General features: G+C 65.7%; 17 protein-coding genes. 10 read left to right on the top strand and 7 right to left on the bottom strand.

Annotated elements, in window-relative coordinates; genetic code table 11:
* Together CXZ10_RS14165 and msrA are read right to left on the bottom strand one after the other, a co-directional pair.
* Entirely contained in the window at positions 1–579 is a 579-nt protein-coding gene (locus CXZ10_RS14165) for an NADPH-dependent FMN reductase (protein ID WP_101289992.1), read from the bottom strand.
* Entirely contained in the window at positions 576–1244 is a 669-nt protein-coding gene (gene msrA / locus CXZ10_RS14160; protein ID WP_101289991.1) for a peptide-methionine (S)-S-oxide reductase MsrA, read from the bottom strand. Before msrA ends, CXZ10_RS14165 begins: the two co-directional genes overlap by 4 nt.
* 153 nt (positions 1245–1397) lie before the next feature.
* Here msrA and CXZ10_RS14155 point away from each other — a divergent pair, with 153 nt between their 5' ends.
* Complete coding sequence (locus CXZ10_RS14155; protein ID WP_101289990.1) at positions 1398–2096, top strand: Crp/Fnr family transcriptional regulator; 699 nt, start codon at positions 1398–1400, stop codon at positions 2094–2096.
* Between the two features lie 105 nt (positions 2097–2201).
* Here CXZ10_RS14155 and ubiB read toward each other — a convergent pair whose 3' ends face one another.
* Together ubiB and ubiE are read right to left on the bottom strand one after the other, a co-directional pair.
* The gene (gene ubiB, locus CXZ10_RS14150) at positions 2202–3734 is read right to left on the bottom strand and encodes a 2-polyprenylphenol 6-hydroxylase (protein ID WP_180335999.1); all 1533 of its coding nucleotides are present in this window, start codon (positions 3732–3734) and stop codon (positions 2202–2204) included.
* Positions 3735–3820: 86 nt separating this feature from the next.
* Complete coding sequence (ubiE, locus tag CXZ10_RS14145; protein WP_101289988.1) at positions 3821–4576, bottom strand: bifunctional demethylmenaquinone methyltransferase/2-methoxy-6-polyprenyl-1,4-benzoquinol methylase UbiE; 756 nt, start codon at positions 4574–4576, stop codon at positions 3821–3823.
* A 118-nt stretch (positions 4577–4694) separates the two neighbouring features.
* Here ubiE and mutM point away from each other — a divergent pair, with 118 nt between their 5' ends.
* From mutM to gyrB, 7 genes are all read left to right on the top strand, one after another.
* A complete protein-coding gene (gene mutM, locus CXZ10_RS14140; RefSeq protein WP_101289987.1) occupies positions 4695–5564 on the top strand; it encodes a bifunctional DNA-formamidopyrimidine glycosylase/DNA-(apurinic or apyrimidinic site) lyase in 870 nt (289 codons plus the stop codon).
* Positions 5565–5729: 165 nt separating this feature from the next.
* Positions 5730–5996: a 30S ribosomal protein S20 gene (rpsT, locus tag CXZ10_RS14135; RefSeq protein ID WP_101289986.1), complete on the top strand. Its 267-nt coding sequence runs from the start codon at positions 5730–5732 to the stop codon at positions 5994–5996.
* Between the two features lie 663 nt (positions 5997–6659).
* Positions 6660–7064, top strand: a complete 405-nt coding sequence (locus CXZ10_RS14130) for a rhodanese-like domain-containing protein (RefSeq protein WP_244617159.1) — start codon at positions 6660–6662, stop codon at positions 7062–7064.
* A gap of 328 nt (positions 7065–7392) precedes the next feature.
* Positions 7393–8856 (top strand): chromosomal replication initiator protein DnaA, encoded by a 1464-nt coding sequence (gene dnaA / locus CXZ10_RS14125; RefSeq protein ID WP_101289984.1) that lies wholly within the window; start codon positions 7393–7395, stop codon positions 8854–8856.
* Positions 8857–9181: 325 nt separating this feature from the next.
* Positions 9182–10300, top strand: a complete 1119-nt coding sequence (gene dnaN, locus CXZ10_RS14120; RefSeq protein WP_101289983.1) for a DNA polymerase III subunit beta — start codon at positions 9182–9184, stop codon at positions 10298–10300.
* Between the two features lie 20 nt (positions 10301–10320).
* Complete coding sequence (gene recF / locus CXZ10_RS14115) at positions 10321–11472, top strand: DNA replication/repair protein RecF (protein WP_101290125.1); 1152 nt, start codon at positions 10321–10323, stop codon at positions 11470–11472.
* A 193-nt stretch (positions 11473–11665) separates the two neighbouring features.
* Positions 11666–14095, top strand: a complete 2430-nt coding sequence (gene gyrB, locus CXZ10_RS14110; RefSeq protein ID WP_101289982.1) for a DNA topoisomerase (ATP-hydrolyzing) subunit B — start codon at positions 11666–11668, stop codon at positions 14093–14095.
* 67 nt (positions 14096–14162) lie between these two features.
* Here the strand turns inward: gyrB and CXZ10_RS14105 are convergent, their stop codons facing one another.
* On the bottom strand, positions 14163–14534 hold the full coding sequence (locus tag CXZ10_RS14105; protein ID WP_101289981.1) for a winged helix-turn-helix transcriptional regulator: 372 nt from the start codon (positions 14532–14534) through the stop codon (positions 14163–14165).
* Positions 14535–14614: 80 nt separating this feature from the next.
* On the opposite strand from CXZ10_RS14105, the gene CXZ10_RS14100 reads away from it, so the two are divergent.
* A complete protein-coding gene (locus CXZ10_RS14100) occupies positions 14615–14986 on the top strand; it encodes an MAPEG family protein (protein WP_101289980.1) in 372 nt (123 codons plus the stop codon).
* A 33-nt stretch (positions 14987–15019) separates the two neighbouring features.
* Here the strand turns inward: CXZ10_RS14100 and CXZ10_RS14095 are convergent, their stop codons facing one another.
* Complete coding sequence (locus CXZ10_RS14095; protein WP_101289979.1) at positions 15020–15841, bottom strand: DUF429 domain-containing protein; 822 nt, start codon at positions 15839–15841, stop codon at positions 15020–15022.
* Positions 15822–16154 carry a hypothetical protein gene (locus CXZ10_RS21570; RefSeq protein ID WP_180335998.1) on the bottom strand — a complete coding sequence of 111 codons (333 nt, stop codon included), beginning with the start codon at positions 16152–16154 and terminating at the stop codon, positions 15822–15824. The genes CXZ10_RS14095 and CXZ10_RS21570 overlap by 20 nt, the downstream gene beginning before the upstream one ends.
* A gap of 211 nt (positions 16155–16365) precedes the next feature.
* On the opposite strand from CXZ10_RS21570, the gene CXZ10_RS21565 reads away from it, so the two are divergent.
* Entirely contained in the window at positions 16366–16869 is a 504-nt protein-coding gene (locus CXZ10_RS21565) for a protease inhibitor Inh/omp19 family protein (protein WP_180335997.1), read from the top strand.
* The last annotated feature ends 1 nt before the right edge of the window (position 16870 follow it).

Genomic DNA, 16870 nt, shown 5'->3' with positions numbered 1-16870 from the left:
TCAAGTGAGACGCGCCGCCTTCTCGATCAGAGCGGCGACGACGCGCTCCAACTGCGCCGCCGCCTTGTCGTTGGAGAGATTGCCCCGTTCGTCGAAGGCCTTGTCGGCATAGGGCACCGCCACCTGCTGCGTCAGTACCCGCGCCCCGAGGGCATTCTCCAGGATCAGCCTCAGCTGCATCAGCGAGCGGATGCCGGCGAAATGGCCGGGCGACGCGGCGCCGATGGCGAAGACGCGGCCTGTCCATAGGTTGCGATAGCGGTCATCCCGAATGCGACTCAGCCAGTCGATGGTATTCTTCAGCAGCGGCGTCACCGACTGGTTGTATTCCGGCGAGGCGATGAATATGCCCTGCGACGCCATCATGAGATCGGCCAGTTTCAAGGTCGGCTCCGGCACGCCGCGCGCACCCTCCAGATCACCGTCATAAAGAGGCATCAGGTAGTCGGCGAGCGATATGAGCCGTACCTCGGCATCGCGCAACGCCAGTTCGCGCGCCATGAGCGCCGCGAGGCGGCCGTTATAACTGCCGCCGCGCGTCGAGCCGGAGAACACGAGTAACTCTGGCCGGCCTCTCAAGATAGCGCTCCGGCACCGGGCATTGGGCAGGCGACGCCGGTGCCGCCGAGACCGCAGTAGCCACCCGGGTTCTTGGCGAGATACTGCTGGTGGTAGTCCTCGGCGAAATAATAGGGTCCGGCCGGCTCGATGGTCGTGGTGATGTCCGCCGGCCGGCCCGCCTTGGCAAGCGCTTGGGCGTAGGCGTTGCGCGCCGCCTCCGCCACGGCGCGCTGGGCTTCGTCATGTACGAAGATCACCGAGCGATACTGAGTGCCGACATCATTGCCCTGGCGCATGCCCTGCGTCGGGTCGTGGCTCTCGAAAAACAGGCGCACCAGATCGGCGTAGGAGACGGCATCCGGATCGAAGGTCACCTCCACCGCTTCGGCATGACCGGTGCGGCCCGAACAGACCTCTTCATAGGTCGGGTTCTCGGTGAAGCCACCGCTGTAGCCGACCGAAGTCAGGTAGACGCCGGGCAGGCGCCAGAACAGTCGCTCGGCGCCCCAGAAGCAGCCGAGTGCGAAGGTGGCGACGGCATAGCCCTGGGGCACCGGACCCTTCAGCGGCCGTCCGTTGACGAAATGGGTTTCGGCGGTGGCGAGCGGCCGATCGCGGCCCGGCAGCGCCGTCTCGGGCGTCGGCAGAACGGCCGGCTTTCGGAACGTCTCGAAAAAGGCCATGGCTCTTCCTTGTCTCCCCGTCCTGTCGTGGAAACGGTCCGCCCCTGGAACCGGCTTCCCAAGATGGGACTGTCGCTATTGCTTTGCAAGACAGGCTAGCTGGCGCTCGACGACCGCTTTGCTATAACGGGCGGCAAGAGGAGTTGTTTATCCATGGCGTCCCGCAAACTCGACCGTTCGCTGATCCGCGGCTTCGATCTGTTCCGTGACATGACGGAAGAGAACCTCGACGCCGTGCTCGCCACCGTGCAGGTGCGCACCGTCGAGCCCGGTGAGCCGGTGTTCAGCCAGGGGGCGCCCGCCAACGAGTTTTACCTGCTTCTGCACGGCCATCTGAAAGTGATCCAGATCACGCCGTCCGGGGAGCAGGTGGTGGTGCGCCACGTGCTGCCGGGCGAGGTGTTCGGCATCGCCAAGGCGATTCGCCGCACCGACTACCCGGCCACCGCCGAGGCGGTGACGGAGAGCATCGTTCTCGCCTGGATGTCCTCGCAGTGGCAGGATTTCGTGGCGCTCAATCCCGTTCTCGCCTTCAACGCCCTGGAGGCCGTCGGTGAGCGGCTCCAGGAGGCGCACACCCGCATCCGCGAGCTGTCGACCGAGGAAGTGGAGCGGCGCGTCGCTCATGCCTTGCTGCGCCTCGTCCGGCGCGCCGGCCGCAAGGAGCAGGACGGCAGCACCCTCATCGACTTCCCGTTGACCCGGCAGGACATCGCCGAGATGACCGGCACGACGCTGCATACGGTCAGCCGGCTGCTCAGCGCGTGGGAAGGGCAGGGCGTCGTCAAGAGTGCTCGCCGCCGCATCGCCGTCACGGATGAAGGTCGGCTCGCCGCGCTGGCCCGCGGGTAGAGCAACTCCAGCAAAAGTGGGAGCCGGTTTGCGCCCGGAGTTGTGTGAAAACAGAAGACTGGAGCATGTTGGCGAACCAGAGTTCGGCGGACAGGCTTCAGCTTTCTAAAGCCAGCCGAGGCTCGAGGCGGCAATCACCGCCAGCGACAGCGCGCCAACCCAGAGGGGCAGAGCAACGGTACGGCGCCGCCGCCGGCTCTCGTCGACGGCCTCCGTCCGGATGGCGATCGTCTCGATGGCATCGAAGAGGCGCGGCAGGCGCGGAGCGAGGGCGATAAGGTCGCCGACGGCCGACACAGCCGTCTCGATGCGGCCGATCGGGCCGAGGTTGCGAGTGATCCAGGCGCTGACCACGGGCTCCGACACCTTCCACATGTCGAGGTCGGGATCGAGGCTGCGCGCGACGCCCTCGACCACCACCATGGTCTTCTGCAACAGGATGAGTTCGGGCCGCGTCTGCATGGCAAACAGCTCGGTGGTCTCGAACAACTGGTTGAGCAGGCGCGACATGGCGATTTCCGAGGCCGGTACGCCGTGCAACGGCTCACCCACCGCGCGAAGCGCCTGGGCGAAGGTCTCGAGCTCCTGCTCGGGCGGCACATAGCCGGCCTCAAAATGCACTTCGGCAACGCGACGGTAGTTGCGGGTGATGAAGCCGTGCAGGATCTCGGCAAGGAACCGGCGTTCGCGCGGGCCGAGGCGGCCGACGATGCCGAAGTCGACGGCGACGATGCGTCCGGCGGAATCCACGAACAGGTTGCCCTGGTGCATGTCGGCGTGGAAGAAGCCGTCGCGCAACGCGTGCCTCAGGAAGGACTGCAACAGCGTCGCCGCGAGCTTCGGCAGATCGTGGCCGGCGGCCCGGATCGCGGCAACGTCGGACAGCTTGATGCCGTCGATCCACTCCATGGTGAGCACCGAGCGGCTAGTGCGTCGCCAATCAACTGTCGGTACACGAAAATCGGCATCCTCGGCTGTATTCTGCGCCATCTCCGACAGGGCCGACGCTTCGAGGCGCAGATCCATTTCCAAGGTCAGCGACCGGGCGAGGGTATCGACGACAGCAACGGGCCGAAGCCGGCGGACACGCGGCGCCAGAGCCTCGATCAGTCGAGCAGCCAGATAGAAGCCGGCAAGGTCGGAGGCGATGCGCCGATCGATGCCGGGCCGCAGCACTTTCACTGCGACGTCGCGGCGACGGCCGTCCCGGTCGGTCACCGCTGCCTTGTGCACTTGCGCGATCGAGGCGGCGGCGATGGGGGCTCCAAGCTCGGGGAACAGACGATCTGCGTCGAGGCCGAAGCTCTCGCCGATCACCATGCGGGCGCCGGTAAGGCCGAAGTCCGGCATGGCGTCCTGCAGTTCGGCGAGATCGGCGGCGAGCGCAGCGCCGACCACGTCCGGCCGCGTGGCCAGGAACTGGCCGAGCTTGACGTAAGACGGACCGAGACGGGAAAAGGCAATGGACAACCGCTCAGCCCGGCTGGCGGTGCCGCGCCGGCGGATTGCCTTGGCCATGATCAGCGCGGCGGAAACGGCAAACGGACGTGGCTCGGGCAACGGCAGCGCGTTGATCACCCCCTCGCGGGCGAGCACCCAGGCGGCGCGGATGAGGCGGGCGAGGTCGACGGGGAGCATCAGGCTGTTTCCTCGGTGGCGTCATGGCGTGAGGCGCGCCTCACGACGGTCCGTTCATGACGCGTCAGCATCTTCGCGAATTGATTTCAGATCTTGACGCCAACGTGGAGCGCCACGACGCCGAGCGTCATGTTGGTATAGCCGACACGGGAGAAGCCGGCCGCCTCGATCATCGCCTTGAAGCGCTCCTGGTCGGGAAAGCGGCGGATCGATTCGACGAGATAGCGATAGCTCTCCTCGTCCTTGGCGACGACGCGGCCGATCTTCGGCACCAAGTGGAAGGAGTAGAGGTCGTAGACCTTGTCGGCGACCGGCGCGTCGACATGCGAGAACTCCAGGCACAGGAAGCGGCCGCCCGGCTTCAGCACGCGGAACGCCTCGGACAGCGCCTTGTCGATCTGTGGCACGTTGCGGATGCCGAAGGCGATGGTATAGGCCTCGAAGCTGGCGTCCGCCCAGGGCAGATTCTCGGCATTGGCCTCGACGAACTCCAGCCTGTCGAGGCCGCGCGCCCGCGCCCGCTCGCGGCCGACCTCCAGCATCGACGAGTTGATGTCGGCGACGGTGATGTCGGCGGTGCGGTTGGAGCGCTCGGCGATGCGGAAGGCGATGTCGCCGGTGCCGCCGGCCATGTCGAGCACCTTGAAGGGGCGCCGTCCCGAGCGCGGCGGGGCGAGGCGAGAGACCATGGCATCCTTCCAGAGCCGGTGCAGGCCGCCCGACATCAGGTCGTTCATCAGGTCGTAGCGACCGGCCACCGAATGGAAGACGCTGTCGACGAGGCCCTGCTTTTCGCCCGGATTGACCTCGCGAAAACCGAAGGAAGTGCTGTTGTCCGTCATCGTCCGTCCCGTCCTGCCGTGAGCTTCGCGCCCGTGGCGCGCCCGCGACCATAGCCGAAGAGATGGGCGGGCGCTATGTTGGCTGCGACCTCAGTCGCGAAAGGGAGCCGATCAGCGCATGCCTGAGTTGCCGGAAGTTGAGACGGTGCGCCGCGGCCTTCAGCCGGTCCTGGAAGGCGCAACCATCGTGAACGTCGCGCTGGCGCGGACGGGCCTTCGCTATCCCTTTCCGGAGCGCTTTGCCGAGCGTTTGGCCGGCCAGCGCGTTCTTCGCCTCGGCCGTCGCTCGAAATATCTTCTATGGGACATGGAGGGCGGTGAAACGCTGCTCGCCCATCTCGGAATGTCCGGGTCGTTCAGGATAGAGACTGCCGAGGGTTCGACTGGCTCCACGCCGGGCGCCTTCGCCCTTGCCCGCTCGCGCGATACCCGTCACGACCATGTCCGCTTTCAGCTCGAGAGCGGCACGGCTGTCATCTATAATGACCCGAGGCGCTTCGGCTTCATGGATCTCCTGCCGAGTGCCGACTTGGAGCGGCACCCACGCCTCGCCGGGCTTGGTGTCGAGCCGACGTCCAACCGCTTCTCCGCCGAGACGCTCGCCGTCCTGGCCGATCGGCGGACGCCGCTGAAGGCGGCGCTGCTCGATCAGACGATCGTCACCGGCCTTGGCAATATCTATGTCTGCGAGGCGCTTTGGCGGGCGGAGCTCGACCCGCGCCGGCCGGCGTCGGCGCTCGCCGATCCCTTGGTAGCGGAAAGGCTCGCTTCGGCAATCCGCACCGTCATCGCCGAGGCGATCGATGCCGGCGGCTCGTCCCTGCGCGACCATATGCGGGCCGACGGTACGCTTGGTTACTTCCAGCACCGCTTCGCCGTCTACGATCGCGAGGATGAGCCTTGCCAGCGGCCGGGCTGCGGCGGGACGGTGGTGCGAATCCGTCAGGCCGGGCGCTCGACCTTCTTTTGTCCGACTTGCCAGCGCTGACGGCGTTGACGCCGGCCGTTCCAGCGTCTATAAGCCCGCCCCAAGGACGGTGGCCGGCGGTCGTCGGCCGCCTGATAGTTTTACGTCGTCCGTGTGGCCGGGTCCGGCAGCCGCGGCGGCTCAACAACAAGTCCCGGCGCGGCCGGGAGAGAGAAAGGCTTGAGAATGGCCAATACGTCGTCGGCCAAGAAGGCGACCCGCAAGATTGCGGCCCGCACTGAAGTCAACAAGGCCCGTCGCAGTCGCATGCGGTCCTTCGTTCGCAAGTTCGAGGAAGCCGTCGCCTCCGGCGACAAGACCGCCGCCACCGAAGCCTTCAAGGCCGTCGAGCCGGAGATCATGCGGGCGGCGACCAAGGGTATCGTTCACAAGAACACGGCTTCCCGCAAGGTGTCGCGTCTCGCGGCCCGCCTGAAGTCGATCGGCGTCTGATGATCGGCGCCTGACGGCGTCGGCGCGATTCCCTTTTGCCAAGATAAGCCTATCTGGGCCCGGCTTTGAGCTGGGCCCTTTTGCTTTTCCGGCTTGCGTGGACGGGTCCGACAGCCTCGCTGGCCTGGGAGTCGGCTGTCAGATTTTTCTCTTCAAAAACAATAAGTTAATCATACGTCAGATTCAGGCAAGGAAGAATCCGGGGCCTCGGAAACGAAAACGCGGCTAATGAATGGCGGGGCAGCCGGCGTACGACCAAAGAGGGTTTTGCCGGGTGAGTGCGTGCAAATCTTTGAATCCCCTAGCGTTCACCGTTCGCTTTTCGAGGGGCGTCCTCTCCGGTAAAAACCGGGTTAACGACATAGGAAGATTCGGCTCTTGCTCCCCCCATGGGGCCTGTGTATGGTCAGCCCAGTTGAAGCGAGCGAGACAAGAACTCGGTTGCAAAAGTAAACTAAAGCAGGGGGCTAGCCGTCGGTAATTCATAAAGTGCGAAGGCCGAGGCAGGTAGCCAACTCAATCCAGGAAAGATAACTCAAGATATATGCGCATTTTGCGCATGGATTTGTTTTGTCTTTTCTGTTTGGTTCATTTCGGGGTGGTGGGGCGATCTTGAGTTCGGGATCATTCAACGAAGATCCAGGCTACGCAGGGGACGTTGGCGTGCGCCAGACTTGGGAGGCGCTTGCCGCTGATCCCTCGGCTGCGCTGATCGATGTCCGGACTGTGGCGGAATGGAACTTCGTCGGACTTCCGGATCTCGAAAGCATCGGCAAGCGGGTGCTGCTCATCGAGTGGCAGCGCTTTCCGGACATGGCCGTCAACACGGCGTTCGCCCAAGAGCTCAAGGAAGCGCTCGCCGACCTTGGCGTCGGCGCCGACGCTCCGCTCTACTTCATTTGCCGGTCGGGAGCGCGCAGTCGATCTGCGGCAACCGCGGCAACGGCCGGCGGGTTCTCGCGGGCCTTAAACGTGGCAGGTGGTTTTGAGGGCGCGCTCGGCCCAGATCGGCACAGGGGCTGTGTCGATGGCTGGAAGGCGAGCGGTCTGCCCTGGATCCAGAGTTGAACCGATGCGTTGGACGGGGGCGGCCATGCGGCCGGCGTGGTACGCGCAGATCGGGAGAGCTGTCACATTGATCACATGCTGAGTTCCGGAACCTCGTGGCTCCGGTGAATGACGGGCTTTGGCCCGCCATGAGTGCTGCTGTCGGCCCTGCGGCCGGCAAAACCTGAAGGGGGCTTCATCCGCAAGGAAGGGGTTCCAACCTCGCCGGCGGATAGCTGGCGGTACAAGCGGCCTTCGGACGTTGCGTCCGGAAGGCAAACGGAGGGCGCTCCCGGCGGAAGCGACCTTCGCGTGAAAGACTGGTATAGAGTTAGATGGAGGCCGAGATATGTTGGAAGCGGAAGCCTGCGGCGTCGCTGGAGCGGCAGTTGGTCATGCCGATGCGTGGGCGCGCGTTCGTGGCCGCCTCAAGGCCGATCTCGGCGACGAGGTGTTTTCCTGCTGGTTTGCCGGCATGAATGTCGAGCAGATCGAGGGCGGCACCGTCTGGCTCTCGGTGCCGAGCCGCTTCCTGAAGACCTGGATCTCTACCCACTATCGCGACAAGCTCGCCGCTCTCTGGCAGGCCGAAGGCCCTGCTTACCGCAAGGTCGAAGTGTCGGTCCGCTCCGCCATGCGCGCCAAGGTCGAGACGCCGGCCCGCTTCGCGGCGCCGGAAGCGGCTCGCCCGGCCAGCGCTCCGGCGCCCCGCGCTGCCGTGCCTCTGCGCCCGGTTGCCGATGCCGCCTCCGCTCGGCTGTTCGATGACATCTCCTCCCCGCTCGACCCTCGCTATACCTTCGAGAATTTCGTTGAAGGCGCCTCCAACCGCTTGGCGCTGGCCGCCGCCCGCCAGGTTGCCGACGGCTCAGCCTCCGGAGTCAAGTTCAATCCGCTCTACATCCATTCCTCCGTCGGCCAGGGCAAGACGCATCTCCTGCAGGCCCTGACCCATCGGCTCAAGGCCGAGCATCCGGAAATGCGCGTGCTGTATCTGACGGCCGAGCATTTCATGTATCGCTTCGTGCAGTCGCTGCAGACCCAGTCGGCGCTCGCTTTCAAGGAAGCGCTCCGGACCATCGACCTCCTGGTCATCGACGACATGCAGTTCCTGCACGGCAAGCAGATCCAGCAGGAATTTTGCCATACGGTGAACACGCTGATCGACGGCGCCCGGCAGGTGATCGTCGCCGCCGACCGACCGCCGGTCGAGCTCGAGACCATGGATGAACGCGTTCGCTCGCGTCTTTCCGGCGGCCTGCTGATTGAAATCGGCGCCCCCGACGCGGCAACGCGCCGGTCGATCATCGAGCGCCGCATCGCGCTCACCGCCCAGCATATGCCCGGCTTCTCCGTTCCCGACGACGTCATCGACTTCATCGTCCGCAACGTCACGACATCGGGTCGCGACCTCGAGGGCGCGGTGACGCGCCTTGCCGGCCACAATCAGCTGACCGGCCTGACGCTGTCGCTCACCATGGCAGAGACGACGCTGAAGGACCTCATTCGCGTCACCGATACCCGCCGCGTCAAGATCGAGGACATCCAGCGCGTCGTCTCCAAGCACTACAACGTCTCCAAGCAGGATCTCCTGTCCTCGCGCCGCACCCGCTCCATCGTCTGGCCGCGGCAGATCGCCATGTACCTGGCGAAGTCGCTGACGCTGCGCTCCCTGCCGGAGATCGGCCGTCGCTTCGGTGGCCGCGACCACACCACCGTTCTGCATGCGGTCCGCAAGGTCGAGGAGATGATCGGCTCCGACGAGGCGCTGACGCAGGAGATCGAGGTGCTGAAGCGCATGCTTGAGGCCTGATCCCAGGTCTGGAAACGAAAAACGCCGGCGAAAACCCGTGCCGTCAACGGCATGCTGGCTTGCGGAAATCAGCAGTTGCCGTAATGTGCTTTTCCCCGCAGCCGCCCCGGCGGCGAGGGGAGAACGGCCTAGAGCAATCGCCGTCCTGACTGCAGCATCAGGCAGTTCGGCGGAGGCTTCGGATGGTTTACGGGAGCAGCCGCGGCTCGGTAAGGCAGGTCCTGCCGGATCGGTGGATGTTCATCGCCAGATTTTCCGGAGGCCGCGCCGGTCGCACCCAGTGCGGCCGACCAGGGCGCGGCAGCCACGACAGACGGGTTTTTCCATGCGCGTTACGCTGGAGCGGTCGCACCTCCTCGCTTCCCTTACCCACGTCCACCGTGTCGTCGAGCGTCGGAACACCATTCCGATTCTCTCCAACGTGCTGATCCGCACCGATGACGGCCAGCTCAAGCTGAAGGCAACCGACCTCGACCTCGAGGCTCAGGAGTCGGTACCGGCGCTTGTCGAGCGCCCCGGAGCGACCACGGTGCCGGCGCACATGTTCTATGACATCGTGCGTAAGCTGCCCGAGGGGTCGCAGGTCTCGCTTGAAGCGTCGGCCGATGGCGCCACGCTGTCCATTTCCTCGGGTCGCTCGCGCTTCTCTTTGCAGATGCTGCCGGAAAGCGACTTCCCAGACATCACCGTCGGCGAGCTCAGCCATGCCTTCACGCTGGAAGCCGGCGATCTCAAGCGTCTGATCGATCGGACGCAGTTCGCCATCTCCAACGAAGAGATCCGCTACTACCTGAACGGCATCTTCCTGCACACGGTCGATGGGCCGGACGGGTCGTTGTTCCGGGCCGTCGCCACCGACGGCCATCGCCTCGCCCGTGCCGACATCGCCGCCCCCAAGGGGGCCGAGGGCATGCCCGGCATCATTGTTCCCCGCAAGACGGTGGGCGAGATCCAGCGCCTCATCGAGGATCCCAAGGCCGAACTGAAGGTCGAGCTGTCGGACGCCAAGATCAGGCTGACGGTCGGCAACGTGGTGCTGACCTCCAAGCTGATCGACGGCACCTTCCCCGATTATGGCCGGGTGATCCCGCAGGGCAACGACAAGGAACTGCGCGTCGACAAGGCCGAGTTCGCCGAGGCCGTCGATCGTGTCTCCACCATCTCGTCCGAGCGCGGTCGCGCCGTGAAGCTGACGCTTGCCGAGGGGCGCATGGTGCTGACCGTGGTCAACCCGGATTCGGGCACCGCCACCGAAGAGGTGATGGTCGACTACGGCGACACGCCGCTCGAAATCGGCTTCAACGCCCGCTACCTCCTGGACATCGCCGGCCAGCTCACCTCGGAGACGGCGGTGTTCCACCTCGCCGACGCCGGCTCGCCGACCCTGATCCAGGATGCCGGTGACGGCGCCACGCTCTACGTGCTGATGCCCATGCGGGTGTGATCGGCCGCCGCTGGAACGCCATGACAGAGTCCCGTCCGGAGGCGAAGGTGCGCGTGAGCCGCCTTCGCCTCAACGATTTCCGCAACCATGCCGACCTCTCGCTCGACTTTCCGGGCCGGTCGGTGGTGCTCGTCGGCCAGAACGGCGTCGGCAAGACCAATATTCTCGAAGCCTTATCGCTGCTCGCTCCCGGCCGTGGCTTCCGCCGGGCGACGCTGGCCGAAATGACCCGGCTCGGCGGCTCCGGCGGCTTTTCCGTGCTGGCCGACGTCGAGGGGGCCTATGGCGTGGTACGGATCGGCACCGGCTCCGTCCCTGACGAGCCGGGCCGGCGGGTGCTTGTCGATGGCGAACCGCAGAAGGGCAGCGAGCGACTGTCCGACCACCTCCGCCTGATCTGGCTCATTCCCGCCATGGACGGCCTGTTCGTCGGGTCGGCTGGCGACCGCCGTCGCTTCCTCGACCGTCTGGTGCTGGCAGTCGATCCGGCGCACGGTCGGCGCGTTGCCGTCTACGAGCAGGCGGTCTCCTCCCGCAATCGCCTCCTTGAGGCGCGCGAGGCCGACGCCGCCTGGCTCGATGCCCTGGAATCCGAGATTGCCGCAACTGGCGTCGCGGTCGCTGCCGCCCGTCGCGAGACGGTCCATTGCCTCGCGCGACTGATCGAGACGCGGCCGGACGGCGACGGCGCCTTTCCGCGCGCCGTCGTCCAGCTCACGGGCGACGTCGACACGGCGCTCGACGGCGCGGCGGCGGCCGACGTCGAGGACTGGCTGAGGGCCGATCTCCGGGCTGGCCGTTCCCGCGACCGCGCCGCCGGCCGGACGCTCGTCGGTCCGCACCGCTCCGACCTTTCGGTCCGCCATGCCGGAAAGGACATGCCGGCCTCGGCCTCGTCGACCGGCGAGCAGAAGGCGCTACTCACCGGCCTGGTGCTGGCGCAGGCAGCTCTGGTCACCGAGCTGACCGGCAGCCCGCCGGTGTTGCTGCTCGATGAGGTGGCCGCCCATCTCGATGCCCGCCGGCGCCGGGCGCTGGTCGACCTCATCGCCGCGCTTGGCGTCCAGGCCTTCATGACCGGCACCGAGGCCGCACCTTTCGAGGCCTTTTCCGGAGAGGCGGAAATCATCGTGATTCCCGAAGCCGGCGAGCCGGATTTCCGGGAATTTTGAGCCTGATTCGCCGCATTTCCACCCGATTGGCGGACCATGGTGCCCCGACCGCCGGACGAGCGAAGCCTCTGCTTCGCGAGAACCTTGAAAAATAACGGGTTTCAGCCTGCCTCCGAGGGTGGTTGAAGCCGCCCCCGCCAGCCTTTATGAGAACTCTGGCGGGATGTTCCCGAGACGAGAAACGAAGGCCTCCATGACCGACACCACAGCCTACGACCCCGATGATTACGGCGCCGAATCCATCAAGGTGCTGAAGGGGCTCGACGCGGTGCGCAAGCGCCCCGGCATGTATATCGGCGACACCGACGACGGTTCAGGTCTGCACCACATGGTCTATGAGGTGGTGGACAATGCCATCGACGAGGCGCTGGCCGGGCATGCCGACGTGGTGAAGGTCCGCCTCAATGCCGACGGCTCCTGCACAGTTCGCGACAACGGTCGCGGCATTCCGACCGACATCCACAAGGAAGAGGGCGTGTCGGCGGCCGAGGTCATCATGACCCAGCTGCACGCCGGCGGAAAGTTCGACCAGAATTCCTACAAGGTGTCGGGTGGCCTGCACGGCGTCGGCGTATCGGTGGTCAACGCGCTGTCGGTCTGGTTGAAGCTCAGGATCTGGCGGCATGACCAGGTCCACGAGATGAGTTTCTCGAACGGCGTGCCGGACGCGCCGCTCGCCGTGACCGGCACGGCCGTTGGCGAGAAGGGCACCGAGGTGACCTTCATGCCCAGCCACGAGACCTTCAAGGGCGTCACCGACTTCGACTTCGCGACGCTGGAACGGCGTCTGCGCGAGCTGGCCTTCCTGAACTCCGGCGTGCGCATCGTTCTCGAGGACAATCGCGGCGTCGAGCCGCGTATCGAGGAACTGCATTATGAGGGCGGGCTCGAGGCCTTCGTGCGCTATCTCGACCGCTCGAAGAAGCCGGCGATATCCAAGCCGATCCTGGTTGCGGCCGAGAAGGATGGCATCACCGTCGAGGTCGCGCTCTGGTGGAACGACAGCTACCACGAGAACGTGCTCTGCTTCACCAACAACATTCCCCAGCGTGACGGCGGCACCCACCTTGCCGGTTTCCGCGCGGCACTGACGCGTCAGGTGACGAGCTATGCCGAGAGCGCCGGCATTTCCAAGCGCGAGAAGGTGACGCTGACCGGCGACGACTGCCGCGAAGGTCTGACCTGTGTCCTGTCGGTGAAGGTGCCTGACCCGAAATTCTCCAGCCAGACCAAGGACAAGCTGGTGTCGTCGGAGGTGCGCCCGGTTGTCGAGAGTGCCCTCAACGAAGCCTTCTCCACCTGGTTCGAGGAGCATCCGGCCGAGGCGCGCACCGTGGTCGGCAAGGTGGTCGAAGCAGCGGCCGCCCGCGAGGCGGCCCGCAAGGCGCGCGAGCTGACCCGCCGCAAGGGCGCGCTCGACATGGCCTCGCTGCCGGGCAAGCTCGCCGAGTGTCAGGACCGCGACCCCGCCAACACCGAACTGTTCCTGGTCGAGGGAGACTCGGCCGGCGGCTCGGCCAAGCAGGGCCGCAACCGTGAGTTCCAGGCGGTTCTGCCGCTGCGCGGCAAGATCCTCAACGTCGAGCGGGCGCGCTTCGACAAGATGCTGTCGTCGGCTGAAATCGGCACGCTGATCACTGCGCTCGGCACGTCGATCGGTACCGACGAGTTCGATCCGGACAAGCTGCGCTATCACAAGATCATCATCATGACGGACGCCGACGTCGACGGCGCCCATATTCGTACGCTGCTGCTCACCTTCTTTTTCCGGCAGATGCCGGCGCTGATCGAGCGCGGCCATATCTACATCGCCCAGCCGCCGCTCTATAAGGTGACGCGCGGCAAGTCCGAGCAGTATCTGAAGGACGAGCGGGCGCTGGAAGACTTCCTGGTGACCCAGGGCCTCGACGAGGCGGTGCTGAAGCTCGCCGACGGTGAGGCGCGTGCCGGGCAGGACCTTCGCGCTATCGTCGATCGGGCACGTGCCGTCCGCGGCCTGATCGAAGGGCTGCATCACCGCTACAATCACGACGTCGTCGAACAGGCGGCGATCGCCGGCGCCCTCGACGCGCGCCTACTCGGCAACCCCGCCGCGGCGCAGAACGCCGCCGACAGCGTTGCCGCTCGGCTCGACGTCATCGCCGACGAGTTCGAGAAGGGCTGGACGGGCGAAGCCATGCCGGACGGCAGCTTGGCTTTCCGTCGCATCGTGCGCGGCGTTACCGAAACCAGCATCATCGACGCGGCGCTGCTGTCTTCGGCCGACGCGCGCAAGCTCACCGGCCACCATGAGCATCTTGCCGCCGTCTACGGTTCCGCCGCCGTGCTCCGGCGTCGGGACAGTGAGATCGTCGTGCGCGGTCCGCGCACCCTGCTGGATGCCGTCTACGCGGCCGGCCGCAAGGGCATCTCCATGCAGCGCTACAAGGGTCTCGGCGAGATGAACGCCGAGCAGCTCTGGGAGACGACGCTTGACCCCAATGCCCGGTCGCTGCTGCGCGTGCATGTCAGCGAGGCGGTCGAGGCCGACGATATCTTCGAGCGCCTGATGGGCGACGAGGTCGAGCCGCGACGGGAGTTCATCCAGACCAACGCGCTGTCGGTCGCCAATCTGGACGTTTGAGGTCCTTTGGCTTTGCCGAGACGCTTTGGTGTCCCGGGTGTCTTGAGGAACTGCGATGGTCCGGGCGCTATCCGAGAAGGCTCGGGTCGTCCGGGTCCATGGCTTTGAAGCGCGCCGGTATCGTCCATCTGTCCGGAAGGTTTCGCTCGCCCCAGGTGGCGAGCGATTTCAGGACCGGCAATAGCTCTGCGCCGCTCCTCGTCAGCCGATAGGCTCCCCGTTTCGAGCCCGAGCCCTTCTCGCTGAGCTTGATGATGCCGGCCTGCTCAAGGCGTTTCAGGCGTTCCGAGAGTATGTTCGTCGAGATGCCCTCGGGCATGGCGAGGAGATCGGAAAAGCTTCGGGCACCCATGACCATCGATCGCAGGATGACCAGGGACCAACGATCTCCCACGATGTCCAGCGTCGATGCGATGGGGCAGCCCGACCGAAATTCCATCTCCGCCTCCGTGACCATGGTGCTTGCATAATGCAAGAACGATGGTAACGTGGCAACATTGTGACCCTGGAGGTGCGAGGATGCTGACCGTATCAGGCATAACCGCGGCCATTGCGGCCATCTTGTTGGTGGCGTTGAGTCTCCCCGTCAGCTTTCGGCGGATGGCGGTGGGCGTCGACATCGGGCAGGGATCGGATGAGACCTTGCTCAGGAGGATCAGAGCTCAGGGGAACTTCACGGAATATGTGCCCCTTGGTCTGCTTCTGCTCGTTCTGAACGAGTTCCGCGGTGTTTCCCCCGGTTGGCTTTGGTGCCTGGCGGGATTGCTGATCGGGGGTCGGCTGCTGCACGCCTTGGGTATACTGGCAGCGACCAGGCCTTTCCGCGCCGCCGGCATGCTGGCCACTTACGGCTGCCTCCTGCTCGGGGCCGGGCTCCTCCTGGCCGCCTGACACCCTGTTCTTCGGGCCTGTGGGAGCCAGAAGTCATACCCGCCGGGGCGTCGTCACCTGTTCAGCCGGTCGGTCGCGAGCTTTCGGAACCCAAACCGCCGACGTCGCGTCGCCATAAGGCTGAGCTCGGCCGTCAAGCGCCATGGCGCCGACGAGCGCGGCGACGACGGCATCGAGACGATCCTCGAAGGCCTTGAGGGTCCGGCCGCGCGCCTCAGCCGACGGCAGGGAAAGAGCCGCGGCGCTTCCAGGCAGCATGTCGTCGAGGGCAGTGACGATGGCCTCCCATACCTTGAAAAGACGCAGTCTCCGCTCGGTGAGCGGCAGGCCGGGCCAATAGCGACCGGTACGGCTGATCTTGTATTCGAGACGCCTTGTTGCGCCGGTAATCTCGATCAGCGCCGGATGCGGGTAGATCTCAATGCGGCAAGGCGGCCTGATATCGAGGGTCGCGAGAGGGTAGCCGGCTGCCGAGAGCCCTGCCTCCAGCGCTCGGCCCACCGCGCCGGGGCGATCGAGGGTCGGTGAGTGCGTGCCGGCGCTGCGGCCCGAATAGGCGCGATTGACGGCGTTGTCGGCGGCCCGGCGCGCGAGAATGGGGACGTCCATCATCGGCATGTCCACGGCGATGAGGTCGGGGCTTTGCCCTGCCAAGCAGGTCCCTGCGGCGATCAGGGCGGGGGGACTGATTTCGGTTCCGCCCGCGAGACCGACGAACTCCTCAAAGGAAGAGGCCGCAGCGATCAAGCGCCAACCACTGCCGGTCTTGGAGGCGAGGGCGACGCCGCTCGGATTGGTCGCCGTCCAGGCCGCGTCTATGCCGAGCACGACCTTTTCAGGTGGTGAAGCCGACATGGCTCCTCGTGGCGCGCGGCGGGCGGCGGGCACCGGCCAGCATCAGAAAAATGCCCGAAATGCCGGCGACGGCGAGGGTTGGCCAAGCAAGCACCGCCGAACCCCATTCTGCCCACGCCGCATCTCCGACGAGGGGTCTCAGTGATGATTCAATACGATCGACAAAATCAGGAGCGATAAGGGAAAGGCTCCCCGACAGCGGCGTCATCACCACGGCGTCGGCGGCGACCGACGAGATCCCGTCGGAAATCAGTGCCACAACACCGATGGCAAACAGTACCAGCCCCAACACACGCGCAACAAAGGACAACATACGACGTGCTCCCCGCCCGGACGCCTGTTCATCTTGCGGCCTTCGCGCTTTCCGTGCAACGTCAACGTTGAGCATTTGTCGCTATTTTCAAGTTTTTTCGGCCTCCAGTTCCACTCAAGGACTGGGGCGGCTATCATCCACTGCCATTGCCTGGAGAGAATCACGCCGGGAGCCACGGCGTCCTCTCCTCGCCCCCTGGGAGCCTCACCTGATGCGCATCATTGCCACCGCCTCCGTCATGTCCGTCCTCGCGCTCGCCGCGTGCAGCAGCTACTCGCCGCCGCCTCCGTCGTCGCGCATCGCGCCGCTGGCGCCCCAGCCGGTCAACCCCGTGGCGAGCCAGGCTTTGCCGGCGCCGGTGGCAATGCCCCAGCCGACGACCGACCTCACGCTGGCCCAGCCTGTGGCCGACCCGGCCACCGCCGCCGAGGTGCGCAAGGCCGATCTGATCGGTGGCTGGACGCTCGCCTCGGCCGGCGAAACCTGCCAGCTTTCGATGAATCTCACCGCCTGGAGCGGCGGCTACCGCGCCTCGACGCGCGGCTGTGTGTCCGACGAGTTGAAGGCGGTCGGTGCCTGGGATGTCGCCGGCAAGGAGATTCTGCTGAAGGACGCCTCCGGCGCCGTTGTCGCCCGTCTCTACGCTGCCGCTCCCAATCGCTATTCCGGCCAGACCGACGTCAGCAAGCGCGGCGTGCAGTTCTTCCGCGGCTGAC

Source organism: Pleomorphomonas diazotrophica (assembly GCF_002844595.1).
GTDB lineage: Bacteria > Pseudomonadota > Alphaproteobacteria > Rhizobiales > Pleomorphomonadaceae > Pleomorphomonas > Pleomorphomonas diazotrophica.
The sequence above is the reverse complement of the archived record's forward strand: the minus strand, read 5'-3'. Positions and strand labels throughout refer to the sequence as shown.

Excerpts from the sequence above, each read along its gene's own strand:
- CXZ10_RS21570 (WP_180335998.1), bottom strand. The coding sequence starts at position 16,154 with ATGTTGTCCTTTGTTGCGCGTGTGTTGGGGCTGGTACTGTTTGCCATC.
- msrA (WP_101289991.1), bottom strand. The coding sequence starts at position 1,244 with ATGGCCTTTTTCGAGACGTTCCGAAAGCCGGCCGTTCTGCCGACGCCC.
- gyrB (WP_101289982.1), top strand. The coding sequence starts at position 11,666 with ATGACCGACACCACAGCCTACGACCCCGATGATTACGGCGCCGAATCC.
- CXZ10_RS14105 (WP_101289981.1), bottom strand. The coding sequence starts at position 14,534 with ATGGAATTTCGGTCGGGCTGCCCCATCGCATCGACGCTGGACATCGTG.
- CXZ10_RS21565 (WP_180335997.1), top strand. The coding sequence starts at position 16,366 with ATGCGCATCATTGCCACCGCCTCCGTCATGTCCGTCCTCGCGCTCGCC.
- dnaN (WP_101289983.1), top strand. The coding sequence starts at position 9,182 with ATGCGCGTTACGCTGGAGCGGTCGCACCTCCTCGCTTCCCTTACCCAC.
- CXZ10_RS14155 (WP_101289990.1), top strand. The coding sequence starts at position 1,398 with ATGGCGTCCCGCAAACTCGACCGTTCGCTGATCCGCGGCTTCGATCTG.
- ubiE (WP_101289988.1), bottom strand. The coding sequence starts at position 4,576 with ATGACGGACAACAGCACTTCCTTCGGTTTTCGCGAGGTCAATCCGGGC.
- rpsT (WP_101289986.1), top strand. The coding sequence starts at position 5,730 with ATGGCCAATACGTCGTCGGCCAAGAAGGCGACCCGCAAGATTGCGGCC.
- mutM (WP_101289987.1), top strand. The coding sequence starts at position 4,695 with ATGCCTGAGTTGCCGGAAGTTGAGACGGTGCGCCGCGGCCTTCAGCCG.
- CXZ10_RS14095 (WP_101289979.1), bottom strand. The coding sequence starts at position 15,841 with ATGTCGGCTTCACCACCTGAAAAGGTCGTGCTCGGCATAGACGCGGCC.
- CXZ10_RS14100 (WP_101289980.1), top strand. The coding sequence starts at position 14,615 with ATGCTGACCGTATCAGGCATAACCGCGGCCATTGCGGCCATCTTGTTG.
- recF (WP_101290125.1), top strand. The coding sequence starts at position 10,321 with ATGACAGAGTCCCGTCCGGAGGCGAAGGTGCGCGTGAGCCGCCTTCGC.
- dnaA (WP_101289984.1), top strand. The coding sequence starts at position 7,393 with ATGTTGGAAGCGGAAGCCTGCGGCGTCGCTGGAGCGGCAGTTGGTCAT.
- ubiB (WP_180335999.1), bottom strand. The coding sequence starts at position 3,734 with ATGCTCCCCGTCGACCTCGCCCGCCTCATCCGCGCCGCCTGGGTGCTC.